The organism is Halomonas terrestris (genome assembly GCF_049166755.1).
Taxonomy (GTDB): Bacteria; Pseudomonadota; Gammaproteobacteria; order Pseudomonadales; family Halomonadaceae; genus Halomonas.
Window position 1 is genome coordinate 174,082 of the sequence record NZ_JBMHFZ010000002.1, and the last position, 14,423, is coordinate 188,504.

The 14,423-nt window shown below is 65.3% G+C and carries 16 protein-coding genes; 3 read left to right on the plus strand and 13 right to left on the minus strand.

Annotation, left to right across the window (positions count from 1 at the left end):
* The 11 genes from ACOMD9_RS03085 to ACOMD9_RS03135 all read right to left on the minus strand — a co-directional run bounded on the left by ACOMD9_RS03085 (position 1) and on the right by ACOMD9_RS03135 (position 10,898).
* Positions 1–510, minus strand: a complete 510-nt coding sequence (locus ACOMD9_RS03085) for a TRAP transporter small permease subunit (RefSeq protein WP_421412086.1) — start codon at positions 508–510, stop codon at positions 1–3.
* 1 nt (position 511) lies between these two features.
* Positions 512–1,615, minus strand: coding sequence for a TRAP transporter substrate-binding protein (locus ACOMD9_RS03090; RefSeq protein ID WP_421412087.1), 1,104 nt, complete (start codon positions 1,613–1,615; stop codon positions 512–514).
* A 261-nt stretch (positions 1,616–1,876) separates the two neighbouring features.
* A complete protein-coding gene (locus ACOMD9_RS03095) occupies positions 1,877–3,382 on the minus strand; it encodes a tripartite tricarboxylate transporter permease (protein WP_421412088.1) in 1,506 nt (501 codons plus the stop codon).
* A gap of 40 nt (positions 3,383–3,422) precedes the next feature.
* The gene (locus tag ACOMD9_RS03100) at positions 3,423–3,962 is read right to left on the minus strand and encodes a tripartite tricarboxylate transporter TctB family protein (protein WP_421412089.1); all 540 of its coding nucleotides are present in this window, start codon (positions 3,960–3,962) and stop codon (positions 3,423–3,425) included.
* Entirely contained in the window at positions 3,959–4,969 is a 1,011-nt protein-coding gene (locus ACOMD9_RS03105) for a Bug family tripartite tricarboxylate transporter substrate binding protein (protein ID WP_421412090.1), read from the minus strand. The genes ACOMD9_RS03100 and ACOMD9_RS03105 overlap by 4 nt, the downstream gene beginning before the upstream one ends.
* Positions 4,970–5,024: 55 nt before the next feature.
* Complete coding sequence (locus ACOMD9_RS03110; RefSeq protein WP_421412091.1) at positions 5,025–6,632, minus strand: gamma-glutamyltransferase family protein; 1,608 nt, start codon at positions 6,630–6,632, stop codon at positions 5,025–5,027.
* Between the two features lie 20 nt (positions 6,633–6,652).
* Positions 6,653–8,170: a tripartite tricarboxylate transporter permease gene (locus ACOMD9_RS03115; protein ID WP_421412092.1), complete on the minus strand. Its 1,518-nt coding sequence runs from the start codon at positions 8,168–8,170 to the stop codon at positions 6,653–6,655.
* 15 nt (positions 8,171–8,185) lie between these two features.
* Complete coding sequence (locus tag ACOMD9_RS03120; protein ID WP_421412093.1) at positions 8,186–8,656, minus strand: tripartite tricarboxylate transporter TctB family protein; 471 nt, start codon at positions 8,654–8,656, stop codon at positions 8,186–8,188.
* Positions 8,657–8,714: 58 nt separating this feature from the next.
* Complete coding sequence (locus ACOMD9_RS03125; protein WP_421412094.1) at positions 8,715–9,689, minus strand: Bug family tripartite tricarboxylate transporter substrate binding protein; 975 nt, start codon at positions 9,687–9,689, stop codon at positions 8,715–8,717.
* Positions 9,690–9,798: 109 nt separating this feature from the next.
* Complete coding sequence (locus ACOMD9_RS03130) at positions 9,799–10,329, minus strand: chromate transporter (protein ID WP_421412095.1); 531 nt, start codon at positions 10,327–10,329, stop codon at positions 9,799–9,801.
* Positions 10,326–10,898, minus strand: a complete 573-nt coding sequence (locus ACOMD9_RS03135) for a chromate transporter (RefSeq protein WP_421412096.1) — start codon at positions 10,896–10,898, stop codon at positions 10,326–10,328. Before ACOMD9_RS03135 ends, ACOMD9_RS03130 begins: the two co-directional genes overlap by 4 nt.
* 156 nt (positions 10,899–11,054) lie before the next feature.
* Here ACOMD9_RS03135 and ACOMD9_RS03140 point away from each other — a divergent pair, with 156 nt between their 5' ends.
* Positions 11,055–11,723 carry a GntR family transcriptional regulator gene (locus ACOMD9_RS03140; RefSeq protein ID WP_421412097.1) on the plus strand — a complete coding sequence of 223 codons (669 nt, stop codon included), beginning with the start codon at positions 11,055–11,057 and terminating at the stop codon, positions 11,721–11,723.
* On the opposite strand, the gene ACOMD9_RS03145 is transcribed toward ACOMD9_RS03140, so the two are convergent.
* A complete protein-coding gene (locus ACOMD9_RS03145) occupies positions 11,720–12,340 on the minus strand; it encodes an IMPACT family protein (RefSeq protein ID WP_421412098.1) in 621 nt (206 codons plus the stop codon). The genes ACOMD9_RS03140 and ACOMD9_RS03145 overlap by 4 nt on opposite strands.
* On the minus strand, positions 12,340–12,825 hold the full coding sequence (lexA, locus tag ACOMD9_RS03150; RefSeq protein ID WP_421412099.1) for a transcriptional repressor LexA: 486 nt from the start codon (positions 12,823–12,825) through the stop codon (positions 12,340–12,342). Before lexA ends, ACOMD9_RS03145 begins: the two co-directional genes overlap by 1 nt.
* A 217-nt stretch (positions 12,826–13,042) precedes the next feature.
* On the opposite strand from lexA, the gene ccmA reads away from it, so the two are divergent.
* Positions 13,043–13,687 (plus strand): cytochrome c biogenesis heme-transporting ATPase CcmA, encoded by a 645-nt coding sequence (ccmA, locus tag ACOMD9_RS03155; protein ID WP_421412100.1) that lies wholly within the window; start codon positions 13,043–13,045, stop codon positions 13,685–13,687.
* Entirely contained in the window at positions 13,674–14,417 is a 744-nt protein-coding gene (gene ccmB, locus ACOMD9_RS03160; protein WP_421412101.1) for a heme exporter protein CcmB, read from the plus strand. The genes ccmA and ccmB overlap by 14 nt, the downstream gene beginning before the upstream one ends.
* Positions 14,418–14,423: the final 6 nt, after the last annotated feature.

The window sequence follows — 14,423 nt, forward strand, 5'->3', positions numbered from 1 at the left end:
TCATTCACCTCCTGAGGGAAGGGCAAAGGCGTGACGGAGCACATGCGCCAGGCTCTGCAGGGCAAGCAGCAGGAATCCGAGCGGGAGGAAGGCCTTCAGGGCCCAGCGCCATGGCAGCCCGCCGGGATTGGGTGATCCCTCGTTGCGCAACCATGACTGGCTCAGCCAAGGCAGGGTCAACCAGGCGGCATAGAGCGCGATGCCCAGCAGCAGCAAGCCTCCGGTCACCTCGATGGTGCGTTTCAGCGCATCGGGGAAGCGCTCGTAGAACACGTCCACGCGTACCTGCTCCCCGGAGTAGAGGGCGAAGGACATGCCGAATAGCGCAATGGGCGAGATCAGGTGCCACTGCAGTTCCTGAAGCCACACGGCACCGATCCGGAACAGGTAGCGCATGACCACGTCCCCGGTCACCAGCAGGACAAGGACCACGCAGACCCAGGCGGCCATCCAGCCGGACAGCCGGACAACCGCCTCGAGCCCGTGGACCACGCGTTCCACGGCTTTCATCTCAGGCTCCCAGGATCGATGCATGCCAGGGTCCTTCACTGATGTCGGCCCAGCGGTCGTGGTTGGCCTTGAACGCCATGTAGCTGTCGTGAACCCGGCGCACCAGCGGGTCCGCATTGGCTTCCGTGGCCAGGGTGTCGAGCGTCGCTTCACGCAGTGCGCTCACCACCGTGTCGGGCAGGACCCGAGCGATGACCCCGTGGTTCTCCACCAGATCGGTCAGGGCCTCACCATTCACCGCTTCCGACCAGGCCAGGCTGTCGAGGCAGGAGGCCATGCAGGCCGTGCGGACGATCATCTTCAGGTCATCCGGCAGGCTGTCCCAGTGGGATCTGGAGATCAGCAGTTCCCCGGTCGTGGCGGGCTCATGCCAGCCGGTGGTGTGGTAGTACCTGGCGGCGTTCTGCAGGCCCAGGCGTCGGTCCTGATAGGGGCCGACGAACTCTGCGGCATCGATCACGCCGCGCTCCAGGGCGGGGAAGATCTCGCCGCCCGGCAGGACGCGGGCATCGACGCCAAGCGCGGCGTAGACCTTGCCGGCCAGGCCGGGGATCCTCATGCGCAGGCCATTGAGCTGGTTGACGTCCTCGATCGGTTCGCGGAACCAGCCGGTCATCTGCACGCCGGTGTTGTTGAGTGGCAGTGCCACCAGACCATAGGGCTCGTAGACCTCCTGCCACAGTTCCAGGCCGCCGCCATGGAACAGCCAGGCCATATGGCCCATGTAGCTCATGCCGAACGGCACCGTGGTGAAGTACTGGGCGGCGAAGGTGGTGCCGGACCAGAAGTAGCTGTTTGCGGCATTCATCTCGATGGTGCCGGACTGCACGGCCTCGAAGCCCTCGAAGGCCGGAATCAGCTCCCCGGCGGCGAAGTGCTGGATGTTCAGTCGGCCGCCCGACATGGTGTGGATCTTCTTGATCATGTCCGTAGGACTGCCGGGACCCTCGACATAGAAGGGGGAGCCCGGTCCGTAGGCATTGGTCATGCGCCAGTTGAAGGTCCGGGGAGACTGGGCAGTGGCAATGGCCGGCGCGGCGAGGATCAGTCCCGCGGTGGAGGAGGCCGCGGCCGTGGTGAGGAACTTGCGACGTGACAGAGACATGACTTTACCTTTCGTGATGGGTTGGAGAAACATCCTTGACACCCATCAAGTAGCAAGCGGCATGCCAGATAATCGATTTTCCTTGCTTTAAAAGATTTATCTCCCCTGCATCGGTATCGCTCGGCAGGGTCACGCATCCGTATCGCACCAGGGTGGAGCCGGTGTGCGCGCTGTGGCGACCTGCTGGTGCAGCACGAGGGGACGTTCCAATGACGGACGGCGCCCATTCGGGCGCCGTCCGTCATCGCGAGCCGGGCATCGCTATTCGAGGGCCGCGGTCCCTTGCCGATGTTTGAGGCGATAGCGTATGGCCAGGATGATGGAGAGCGCTGCCAGGGTCAGCAGTACCAGAGATATCGGACGAGTGAAGAACAGTGTCCAGTCTTCATTGGTCATCAGCGCCCGGCGCAGGTTGGTCTCGGCGATGGGGCCGAGGATCACCCCCAGGACCAGCGGCGCCAGGGGATAGTCGAGCTTGGCCAGGAGGTAGCCGAATACGCCGATCCCCAGCAGCAGGTAGATATCCGTGACCCGGTTGTTCAGGGTGAAGGCGCCCACCAGGCAGCAGGTCAGGACCACGGGCACGATGATCGACTTCGGCACGTTGGTGACCTTGAGGAACAGTCGCATGCTGAGCAGGCACACCAGGAGCATCATGGCGCCGGCCAGGAACATGGCCATGAACATGCCGTACACCGTATCGGCATGGTCCATGATGAGGCGTGGGCCCACGCCGATGCCATGCACCATCAGGGCAGCCATCAGCACGGCATCGACGGCACTGCCGGGTATGCCGAGGGCGATCATGGGGATCAGGCCGCCGCCGGAGGTGGCCGAGTTGCCCGATTCCGAGGCAATCACCCCTTCGCTTGATCCCTTCCCGAAGGCTTCCGGGTTCCGCGAGCCGCGCTTGGCCTGATCGTAGGCGAGCAGGTTGGCGATACTGCCGCCGGCCCCGGGTACGGCACCGATGAAGACACCAACCAGCGACGAGCGGATCAGGTTGACGGGGTTCATCACGACTTCCCGCAGGGCCGCCAGGGGTCTGAACTCGATGTGCGAGGAGATCAATGCCTTGCCCTGCTTGATCTGTTCGGGATTCTCGACTTCACGCAGCAACTGGCTGACGGCGAAGATCCCGATCAACACCACCAGGAAGGGTATGCCCGCCGACAGCACTCGCAGATCGAAGGTGAAGCGGGTCACGCCCATCAGCGGGTCGGCGCCGACCGTGGCGATCAGCAGACCCATCAGGCCGGCCATCAGGCCGCGGATCATCGAGCGGCCCACCAGGCTGGCAACGATCGTCAGGGCGAAGATGACCAGCGAGAAGTACTCCCAGGCGCCCAGTTTGACGGCGATCATGGCCAGGGGAGGAGCGGCGATGATCAGCACAATGGAGCTGATCAGGGTACCGAAGAAGGATGCCCAGATGCCGATGGCCAGCGCCCTGCCGGGTTCGCCGTTGCGGGCCATGGGGAAGGCATCGAAGGTCGTCGCGACGGCGGAGGGGGTACCGGGAATGCCGAGAAGTGCGGCGCTGATCATGCCACCGGTGTAGCCTCCGATGTAGACCGCCAGCATGGTTGCCACACCCTGCAGGGGAGGCATGGTAAAGGTCAGGGGCAATGTCAGCACGATTGCCATGGTGATAGTGAAGCCCGGGATGGCAGCGGCGATGACCCCTGCTGTCACGCCAATCACCATGGTCAGCATTGTAGGCAGGTTGAACAGCTGATCTGCCCCGGACAGGATGGCTTCCATCATGGTCTGGCTCCTGAAACGGTGTCCTCGAGAAGGCGAAGGCTCAGCCCCACATGCCGCGTGGCAGCGAGATGGTGAACACGTGGCGGAACAGGGCATCGAGCCCGAACGACATCACCAGAGCCACGACCAGCGCGATCAACACTGCCTTTGGTCGGCGTGCACCCAGCAGGCACTGGCTGGCGACGAGAAAGGGGAAGCTGGCCCAGCGGAAGCCGATCACTGGAACGGCCAGGGTGAAGAGGGCGAACAGGCCAAGCACACTGAAGGCCAGCCGGTGCTGCCACAGCCAGCCGCGAACGGCGTGCGGTTCGATGGAGCGACAGCCCAGGTAGCGACGCAACTCCTGGATGATGATGGTGAGGTTGAACAGCAGCAATACACCCAGGATCAGTCGCGGAAAGGTGCCGGACCCCATGGGCTCCCACATCGAGGACGGGAGGTCGCCCGCACGTACGAACATCAAGGTGAAAAGGAGCGCCAGGAGGCCATTGAAGACCACATGCCCCAGGGCCTTGGCCCTGGCGTCTCCGGAATGGACCCGGTCGCCAGGCGACCGGGGTTGGCGGGGGGTATCGGTCATTGTTGCAGATTTCCTGAGAGGCGTTCCACGGTACCGTCGAGGGTCTCGAGATGGCGACGGTACTCCTCGGGACCCATGAACTGGACCTCTGCACCGGCGTTGTTGACGGTCGTCACGAAGGCCTCCTCGGCGGCCATGGCTTCCACGGCACTGGCCAGCACCTCCACGCGCTCCTGGGGGGTGCCTGCAGGGGCGATCAGGCCGCGCAGGATCGACAGGTTCAGGTTGTCGTAGCCCAGTTCCTTCAGGGTCGGGACATCGGGGGTCTGCTTCATGCGTTCGGTGTGCCCCACGGCCAGGAAGCGCAGGTCACCGTTTTCGACAAACTGGTTGCTGGAGGCGATGTCGCCCATGGCCGCATCGATGTGGCCACCGACCAGGGCGCGGATACGCTCCCCGGTACCCTCGAAGCCCACGTAGCGGAACGAGAGTTCCTCGGCTTCCTCGATCATGGCGCCATGGAGGTGCGGAACGCCGCCGAGGGTCACGCCGAACCGTATCTCGCCGGGATTCTCGCGGGCATACTCGACGAAGTCCTCGAAGGTCTCCCAGCCGCGATCGGCGTTCACCGTGATGTACTGGGGCGAGGCGGTGATCGCCGCGATCGTCTCGAAGTCATCCCAGTTGTACGGGGTCAGGCCGGTGTAGTGCGACACCAGGAAGCCGTCGTGAACCTGGCCCACGGTATAGCCATCGGCCTTGCGTTCAGCGAGGTCGGCAAGACCCACCGTGCCGCTCACGCCGGGCATGTTGATTACCGGCATGGGTTGGCCCAGGTGGGGCTCGATATGGTTCGAGACGATTCGCATCAGGGTGTCGCTGCCGCCGCCGGGTGACCAGGGCACGATGAACTCGATGGGCTCTTCCGGGTACTCGTCGGCCAGGGCGGAGGTCGCCAGGCCTCCCATCGTCAGCGAGGCCCCGGCCAGGGCCGCGGCGGCCAGCTTCCAGGGGGCAGTAACTGGATGGCTCGAGGCGTCTTGTTTGATCTTCCGCAGAGTCGGCATCTTGTATCTCCTTGTTGTGGTTGGCATGCGCCATGCGCATGCCCGGTACCCTGGACTACCAGGGTAGAACGGCCGCGTCGGTGCGCGGTTCGGTGCCGCCACACAGCACGCCGGTGTCGGCGTCACGCAGGATGACCTGGCCGCGGCCGAAACTCAGTGAGTCGGCCATCTTGACGATCCGGTGGCCGCGACGTGCCAGTGCCTGGGCGAGGTGATCCGGGAAGTGCGGCTCGACCTCGATGGTCCTGCCCTGGGTCCACTTCCAGCGAGGCATGTCGAGGGCAGCCTGGGGGTTGAGGTGGTCATCCAGCATGGCGGTGATCACCTGCACGTGCCCCTGGGGCTGCATGAAGCCCCCCATGACCCCGAAGGGGCCGATTGCCTGACCATTCCTGGTGATGAAGCCGGGGATGATGGTGTGGTAGGTACGCTTGCCCGGTGCCAGGACGTTGGCGTGCTCGGGGTCCAGCGAGAATGACCAGCCACGGTTCTGCAGGCTGATGCCGGTGCCGGGGACCACGATCCCCGAGCCGAAGCCTTTGAAGTTGCTCTGGATGAACGACACCATGTTGCCGTCACCATCAGCGGTGGCCAGGTAGACGGTGCCGCCCATGATCGGATTGCCGTGCACGGGGTCCAGTGCGGTGTCGCCGATCAGGCCGGCGCGGGCCTTGAGGTAGTCGTCGGAGAGCAGCTGCTCGACGCTCGGCCCCATGGCGTCCCGCTCAGTGACATAGCGCAGGCCATCCACATAGCCCAGCTTGGTGGCTTCGATGCGGCGATGCAGGGTCTCGACGGGGTCGCGCACCTCCTCGCCCATGCGGTCGAGCACCCCCAGTGCCTGGAGGGCAATCAGGCCGCTTCCGTTGGGGGGAATTTCCCAGATGTCGTGGCCGCGGTAGCGGGTGCTGATGGGATCGACCCACTCGGGCTGAAAGGCGGCAAGGTCCTCCTTGCGCAACAGGCCGCCATGCTCGCGGGAGAAGGCATCGATGCGATCGGCCAGCTCCCCCTCGTAGAAGGCGCGTGCCCGGGTCTCGGCAATCGCTCGCAGCGTGCTGGCGTGTCCCGGTGAGGCCCAGCGCTCCCCGGGGCGCGGGGCATGTCCGTTCGGGGCGAAAGTCTCGAACCAGGGCAGGAAGGCCGGATCGTCATAGCCGCTGTAGCTGTCGAAGGCGTCCTCCCACATCTGGTTGACGATCGGCGAGACCGGGAAGCCATCCTCGGCCAGGGCAATCGCCGGTGCCAGCAAGTCGGCAAACGGCAGCTTGCCGAAGCGCTCGGAGAGCGCTGCCCAGGAAGCCGGTGCACCCGGCACGGTGACCGGAAGCAAGCCATGCTCGGGAACGCGCTCATGGCCCAGCGCCTTGATGGCTTCCGGTGTCGCGGCCCGGGGAGCGGGTCCACTGGCGTTGAGGCCATGCATCTCCCCATCGACCCAGACGATGGCGAAGACATCGCTGCCGATACCGTTGGAGGTCGGCTCCACCACGGTCAGGGCAGCGGCCGTCGCGATCGCCGCATCCACGGCATTGCCGCCCCGCTGCAGGATCTGCATGCCGACCTGAGCCCCCAGGGGCTGGGAGGTGGCAACCATCCCGCGACTGCCGAAGCTGGCCATGCGTCGCGAGGGGCTTGGATAGTAACGGGCATCATGCTGCATCGATTGACTCCTTTCCCGGCTCAGGCATCACTGCCTCGAGCCTTGAGCTGGTTTCGTTGGATCTTGCGGTTCTGGTACAGAGAGAAGATGACCGACACCACTGCCAGGGCCAGGAACAGCGCTGACAATGGGCGAGTAAGGAAGGTCAGCCAGCTGCTGTCGAGCTCGAGGGCTCGGAAGAGCTGGCGCTCGAGGTTGTTGCCCAGGACGACGCCGAGGATCAGCGGCGTAAGTGGTACCCCGGCCTTCCACAGCAGGTAGCCCAGGATGCCGAAGGCGAAGAGCACCCAGATGTCGAACAGGTTGTTGTTCAATGCATAGGAGCCGATCGCGCACAGCATCAACACCACTGGCACCAGGATCTGCTGGGGGATCAGCGATATCTTGGCGAACCATCGCACCAGCAGCAGCTGGCAGGTCACCATGATCACGGCACCGATCAGCAGGCTGGCATAGATGGCACCCACCAGCACGGGGTTCTGCTCGAACATCAAGGGCCCCGGCGTGATGCCGTGCAGAATCAGCACTCCCATCATGATCGCCATGGGCAGGTCGCCGGGAATCCCCAGGGCGAGGGTCGGGATGAAGGCGCCACCGGCAACGGCGCTGTTCGATGACTCCGAGGCAACGATCCCGTCCGGGGTGCCGGTGCCGAACCGTTCGGGATGTCGCGAGAACTTCTTGGCCTGGTCATAGCTGATGAAATTGGCCACGGTTCCTCCGGTGCCCGGCAGGGCGCCGACCAGGCTGCCGATCAACGACGAGCGCAGCGTGTTGAGCTTCTGCCCGGCCATGTCCCTGACGATCTGGCGGTAGGGGATGGCCACGCCGGTATCGACCCCCTGCCCATCGCTGCCCCCGTTGTCGCGTAGCTTCTCGAGGTTGCCCATCAGTTGGGAGAAGGCGAAGATGCCGATCATCACCGGCAGGATCTCGAAGCCCGAGCTCAGCGCCGGGAGGCCGAAATCGAAGCGCAGGTTGCTGTTGCGATCGTAGCCCACGGTGGTGATCAGCAGGCCCAGTACGGCGGCCAGCAGGCCCTTGAGCAGGGCGCCGTTGGAGAGGCCGGCCACGAGTGTCAGGGCAAAGACGATCAGGGCAGTGATTTCCCAGGGGCGGAAATTCATGCTGAAGCTGGCGATGAGCGGGCCGAAGAACACCAGGACGGCGACGCTGATCAAGGTGCCGAGAAAGGAGGCGGCGACACCGATGCCGAGTGCACGCCCCGGCTCGCCCTTCTGCGCCATGGGGTAGCCGTCGTAGACCGTGGTGATCGACGAGGGCGTGCCCGGAATGCCCAGCATCACGCCCGAGACGATCCCGCCCGAGTAGCCCCCGACGAATACCCCGACCATCAGCGAGACGCCGCTGACCGGGTCCATGGCGAAGGTGAAGGGGAAGACCACCAGGATGGCCATGGTCACGGTGAAGCCCGGGATGCTGCCACCGATGATGCCGAACAGGACGCCGATGATGATCAGTGCCAGGACAGCAGGGGTGCTGACCTGGATGAGTGCCTGGATAAAGAAGTCAGCCATGTTCACTCCGGGGCGTCAGGGCAGCCAGACATTGAGGCCGAAACGAAAGACCAGGTAGACCAGAGGCACCAGCGTGCCGCTGATGATCAGGTTGGTGGCCCATTTCTTCCGCGTGTCGATTCCCAGCAGCAGCGCCAGCGAGGTCACCAGAAATGCCAGGGTGGCAGCAAGGTAGCCGACCAGCGGAAGCAGCGCCGCGTAGCCACCGAAGAGGGCGAACAGGCCCAGCACCGTGCGGTTATGGCTCAGCCACCCGCCGAATGACCGGCGTCGGGCACCACCTGTGGGCGTGCCAGTCAGCAGCGAGCGGACCAGGATCGTGAGCGACAGCAGGCAGATCAGTACCAGCAGGATGCGCGGAAACAGAGCCGAGCCATAGGGTTGCCAGCTGGTGGGTGGCCGGATGTTGCTCGACTCCGCCAGCATGATGCCTGCCATGACCAGCATGGCCAGTGCCAGAGCACGATCCTTGGTAAGCGTCAGCATGATGGGTCTCCAGGGTGGCCAGCCGGCCCGCGGTGGGACCAGCCGGCCAGCCGCTGCTTCAGTTCTGGAAGTCGATGTTCTCTGCGGCGGCGGTCAGTGCTGCCTCGTTGTCGTCGAGGAACTCGAGGTAGTCGTCCCCGGATAGGAAGCGAATGACCGAGCCGAATTCGTTCTCGATGCGGCTGCGCACCTCGTCATTCTCCAGTGCCTGGCCATAGGCGTCGGCAATGGCGTCCTTGACCTCCTGGGGCGTGCCCTTGGGCGCGAAGATCCCGCGGCTTGTCGAGTGGTCCATCTCGATACCCTGTTCGCGCAGTGTCGCCACCCCGGACAGACTGTCGAGCCGCTCCGGGTGTGCCACGCCCAGGGGGCGGAAGGTCCCGTCCTCGAAGAAGGCACCGCCTGAGGGAAGGTTGAACATCGCGAAGTCGATCTCCTCGGACATCAGGGCCGAGACCTGTTCGCCGGTGTCGGGATAGCCGACCAGGCGGATGTCGGCCATGTCGATGCCGGCTTCGTCGAAGAACTGGGCCCAGAAGAAGTGATCGGTGGAGCTCGGGATCATGCTGAAGCGCACCTCGCCTGGATTCTCTCGCACGTAGTCGGCGATCTCGGCGGCGCTCTGTACCGGGTGGTTGGCGTGGGCAGCGGGAATGTTGATGGTCTGGGTGAGCAGGGCGATCGGCTCGAAGGCATCATAGGAGTAGTCCACGGTGCCGGCGAGCTTGGACAGGGCGATCGTGTCATGGCTGCCCAGCAGGGTGTAGCCATCGGGGCGGGCATCCTTGACGTTGCGAGAGCCGAGTGTCGCGCCGGCGCCGGCCATGTTGACCGGCACGATGGATTCACCGAGGGACTTTTCCGCTTCCTGGGAGACCAGGCGGAAGATGATGTCAGTGGCACCGCCCGGGCCATAGGGGATGATCAGCCGGACGTCCTGCTCGGGGTAGTCGGCCTGGGCGTTGCCGGCGATGGCCATGCCGGTGGCAAGGCCGATGGCGGCGAGGGTGAGGGTCAATCCTGAACGCGTCATATCTGAACACCTTTGTTGTTGGTGGTGTGGTGATTGCCACCTGAAGTCGGTGGCAACGGGTGAGCGCGTGATCCCTTGTGCGGGGTTGTTGTTCTTTGCCGGGGTCGCTTCAGCCGAGGAACAGCCCTCCATAGGCCAGGGCGGCCATCACGACGAAGGCCGGGTGGGTCCGGAAGCGCAGCAGGGCGACGGCCGCAGCGGCTGCGATCAGCAGGGTATGGAAGAGGCCTGCAGCGCCGACGCCTTCCAGAAAGAAGCCAAGCGTCAGCCAGGCCATCATCAGCGCGATCACCGGGCGGACCCATTGGCTCATGCGCTTGACGCGAGGGGATTCGCGATGGCGGTACAGTACGCCCAGGGCACCGATCATCAGCAGCAGCGACGGCACCACAGTGGCGAATACCGCGACCACGGCGCCACCGGCGCCGGCCACGTCATAGCCCACGTAGCCGGCCATCTTGGTGGCGATGGGGCTCGGCAGGGCATTGCCGACCGCCAGGGTCTCGGCGAACTGCTGGGCATTCATCCACCCATAGCGACCGACCACCTCCGCTTCGATCAGCGGGATGATTGCCGGCCCACCCCCGTAGCCAATGATGTTGGGGATGAAGAAGGCGAGGAACAGTTCCCAGTAGATCATCGGGTAGCCGCCTTGCCGGACGGCGCCGGTCGCAGCAGCGCGGCGGCCAGCAGGCCGCCGATGATCCAGCCGGGATGCACGCCCAGCAGGTAGATCAGCACGCCTGCCACGCCTGCCATGGCCAGGCTGGCCCCCCAGCCCAAGGCGAGCCGTGACTTGTTCCAGAAGTCCATGGTCAGCTGGGCCATCATCACCATGACGACCGGCACCACAGCCTGGCCCATGCCCTGGATCCAGGCGACATCGCGATAACGGCTGAAGATGCCCAGCAGGGCGATCATCGCCGCGATCATGGGCAGGATCACGGCACCCACGGCGATCACGCAGCCGCCAAGGCCCGCTACCCGATAGCCGATATAGCCGGGCATCTTGGTGGCGATGGGGCCCGGCAGCGTATTGCCGATGGCGAGGACGTCGGCGAACTCCTCGTCGTTCAGCCAGCCGTGCCGCTTCACCACTTCCTGCTGGACCAGCGGTATCATGGCGGGGCCGCCACCGAAACCCAGCAGGCCGATCCGGGTGAAGGCCCAGAAGAGAGCACCTAGCGGTGCCTTGTCGGCGGGGTTCATGGCGTCACCCTGGTCAGGTCGATGAGGGGAGCTCTAATGGATATTATGTGCATTAGTCGTCTTGATATTAAAAAATCGATTATTTGAACTAGACTATAGGTTGCCACGGAAAGATGCGTCAAGCCTGCAATCGGAGTGGGCCGTCGAGGAGGAAACATGGCGATACCCAAGCGGAAGGAGCGGATGACCGCATCCAGCCGGATCTACGACACCCTGCGCCAGGACCTTGTCAATGGTCGCTTCGAGGCCGGTGAAAAGGTTGCCATCAGTGCCCTGAAGGAGCGCTACTCGGTGGGGTTGAGCCCGCTTCGAGAGGCGCTCAACCGACTGGCGGCCTACGGGCTGTTGATACAGGAGAACCAGCGTGGCTTCCGGGTGCCGAGCCTGGATCGTGAGGAACTCGATGACATCTCGGGCATGCGGCGCGAGCTGGAGGGCATGGCGCTGGAACGTGCGATTCGTTTCGGTGATGCCGAATGGGAGTCCGAACTGCTCGCCGCGGCGCACCGTCTCAAGCGTGCCGACATGGCGCCGGAGAAGGTCGACGAGTGGGAGCAACTGCATGCCCGCTTCCATCGGACCCTGGTGGCACCCTGCGGCTCGGTCTGGCTACTTCGCTTCATCGAGCAGTTGCATGATCAGTTCGATCGCTATCGGCGCATGGCGCCCGAGGCCCCCGAGGTACGGCGTGTGCTCGATGCACAGCACGGCGAGCTGGTGGAACTGGCGCTCGAGCGTGACATCGAGTCGGCCAGGGAGCTGATGGATGATCATATCCAGCGCTCCTACGAGGTGGCGCTGGGGGGCTTCGCCATCCGGGGCTAGTCCCGGGAGGCCAGGCGGACCCGTCCACGCAGCCGGGCCTCCAGCGAGGCCAGGTCGAGTTCGGTGTCACGGGGCCAGCCCACGGTCAGGACCACGCCATCGGCGCCGTAGTCGGCCTGTTCCACGGGGATGTCGCGGTCGGCCAGCCAGGCGCGGGCCTCGGCCTCGCCGGCGAAGTCGACCTTCAGCTGTTGCGGGGTGCGTTCGATGACCTCGCGGCGGGGGAGGGTTTCCAGTGCCTGGGCCACGGCCTGGGCATAGGCGCGGGCCAGGCCGCCGGTGCCGAGCTTGGTGCCGCCGAAGTAGCGGGTGACCACGCAACCCACCTGGCCCAGCCCCGAGCCCTGGAGTACCTGGAACATGGGGCGACCGGCGGTGCCGCCGGGCTCGCCGTCATCGGAGAAGCCGATCGCGGCCTGCTCGCCGGGTGGCCCGGCGATGAAGGCGCTGCAGTGGTGGCTGGCATTGGGGTGGGTGCGGCGGGCCTCGGCCAGCAGGGCCTCGAAGGCGGTGATGTCGGGGGCGAGGCAGAGCCAGGTGATGAAACGGCTGCGCTCGACCTCGAGAGCCGTTTCCCGCCAGTGCCCCGCCGGGATATCGGGAACCGCATAGCGCATCAGGCGGCCATCTCCGGTCGTCGCGCCACGCCCATCACCAGTCCCAGCACCTGGATGTCGCTGTTCTTCAGGTAGATGGGGGCCATGCTCTCGTTGGCCGGCTGCAGGCGCACGCCCGACTTCTCTATATAGAGCTTCTTCAGGGTGACCTCCTGGTCGTTGATCATCACCACGGCGGTCTCGCCGTTCTCGGCGCTCTCCTGCCGTTCGATGATGATCACATCCCCGTCGAAGATGTTGCAATCGATCATGGAGTCACCGCGGACCTTCAGGGCGTAGGTGTTGCGGCGCACCATGCGCGAGGGTACGTGGATGCTGCCGGCCTCCAGGCAGGCCTCGATGGGCATCCCCGCCGAGACCTGCCCCAGCAGCGGGATTTCGACCAGTTCGTCCTGGGTCAGGTCGTCGGCTTCGAGGGCCTCCCAGGCCTCTGCCAGTGGCAGGTTGGGCAGGCGATGCAGGAACCGTGTTGTGGCCTTGGGCATGGTGCGTCTCTCCTGTCTGCGGATCGGTGAGCAAACCCCTGTCGATACGTACAGTGAATCTGAAGCATAGCAGGGGGGCGGGATCTGGCAAGGGGCGGCCGCAGACGGTAGCGTTGATGCAGGTCAACTGCGACTGGCTGACGCACGAGCTCCTCTGGCAGCAAAAGCCCTTTCCGTGTAGAGTTCCGGGCGAAATTACCCATGCCGGGAGAGTGCCTTGACCCTGCGTCTGCAAGCCCGTGAGCTGGCCTGCGAGCGTGACGACCGCTGGCTGTTCGAGGGTCTCGAGCTGGACATACGTGCCGGTGAGATCGTACGGGTCGAAGGGCCCAACGGCAGCGGCAAGACCACGCTGCTCAAGATCCTGTCAGGACAGCTGACCGACTACCAGGGCGAGCTCTTCTGGAACGGGATGCCGATGCGCCGCGTGCGTGGCGACTTCCTCTCCAGCCTGCTCTACCTGGGGCACGCGCCGGGGGTCAAGGCGGCCCTGACGCCGCTGGAGAATCTCGCCTGGTACCAGGCGCTGGCCGGCGAGGCCGACGACGAGGAGGCACGCCTGGCGGCCCTGGAGGGCGCGGGGCTTCTCGGCTTCGAGGACGTGCCGACGGGACAGCTCTCCGCGGGGCAGCAGCGCCGTGTGGCGCTGGCCCGGCTGGACCTGACGCCCCGCCCCCTGTGGGTGCTCGACGAGCCCTTCACCGCCATCGACCGTGACGGCGTGGCGGCCCTGGAGGCACGGCTCGTTGCCCATGCCCGGGACGGGGGCTGCGTGCTGGTCACCACCCACCACGAGTTGCGGGCCACCGACGAGCTGAGGCGCATCCGCCTCGGCGGGGGAGGGAGCGATGCCCGGCACTGAGACCTCCATCACCGACTCCGAGGCGGCCATGCCCTTCCGGCGGGAACCTCACGGCGGCCTGATGGTCGCATTGCGGGCAACCCTGAAACGCGACCTGGTGCTGCTGTTGCGGCGACGCAGCGAGGTGCTCAACCCGCTGGTGTTCTTCGCCCTGGTGATCACCCTGTTTCCGATCGGTATCTCGCCGGATCCGGAGTTGCTGGCCACCATCGCCCCCGGCTTGCTGTGGGTGGCGGCGCTACTGGCGGCGCTGCTCTCGCTGGACAGCCTGTTTCGCGGCGACTATGACGACGGCTCCCTGGAGCAGCTGCTGCTCACGCCCCAGCCGCTGGCTGCCCTGGGGCTGGCCAAGGTGGCGGTACACTGGCTGCTCACCGGCCTGCCGCTGTCCCTGATGGCGCCGGTGCTGGGGATCATGCTGTCGCTGCCCGCCGGCAGCTACCTGATCCTGGCGCTATCGCTGGCCCTGGGGACCGCCAGCCTGAGCCTGATCGGGGCCATCGGTGCGGCCCTGACCGTGGGGCTCTCGAGGGGCGGGGTGCTGCTGTCGCTGCTGGTCCTGCCGCTCTACATCCCGGTGCTGATCTTCGGCGCCGGTGCCGTACAGGCGGCCATCCTGGGCGACGGGGCCGTGGCCCATCTGGCCATCCTGGGGGCTCTGCTGGCGCTGGCACTGATGCTGGCCCCCTGGGCGATCGCGGCGTCACTGCGTATCAGCATCAACGGTTGAGAGGTG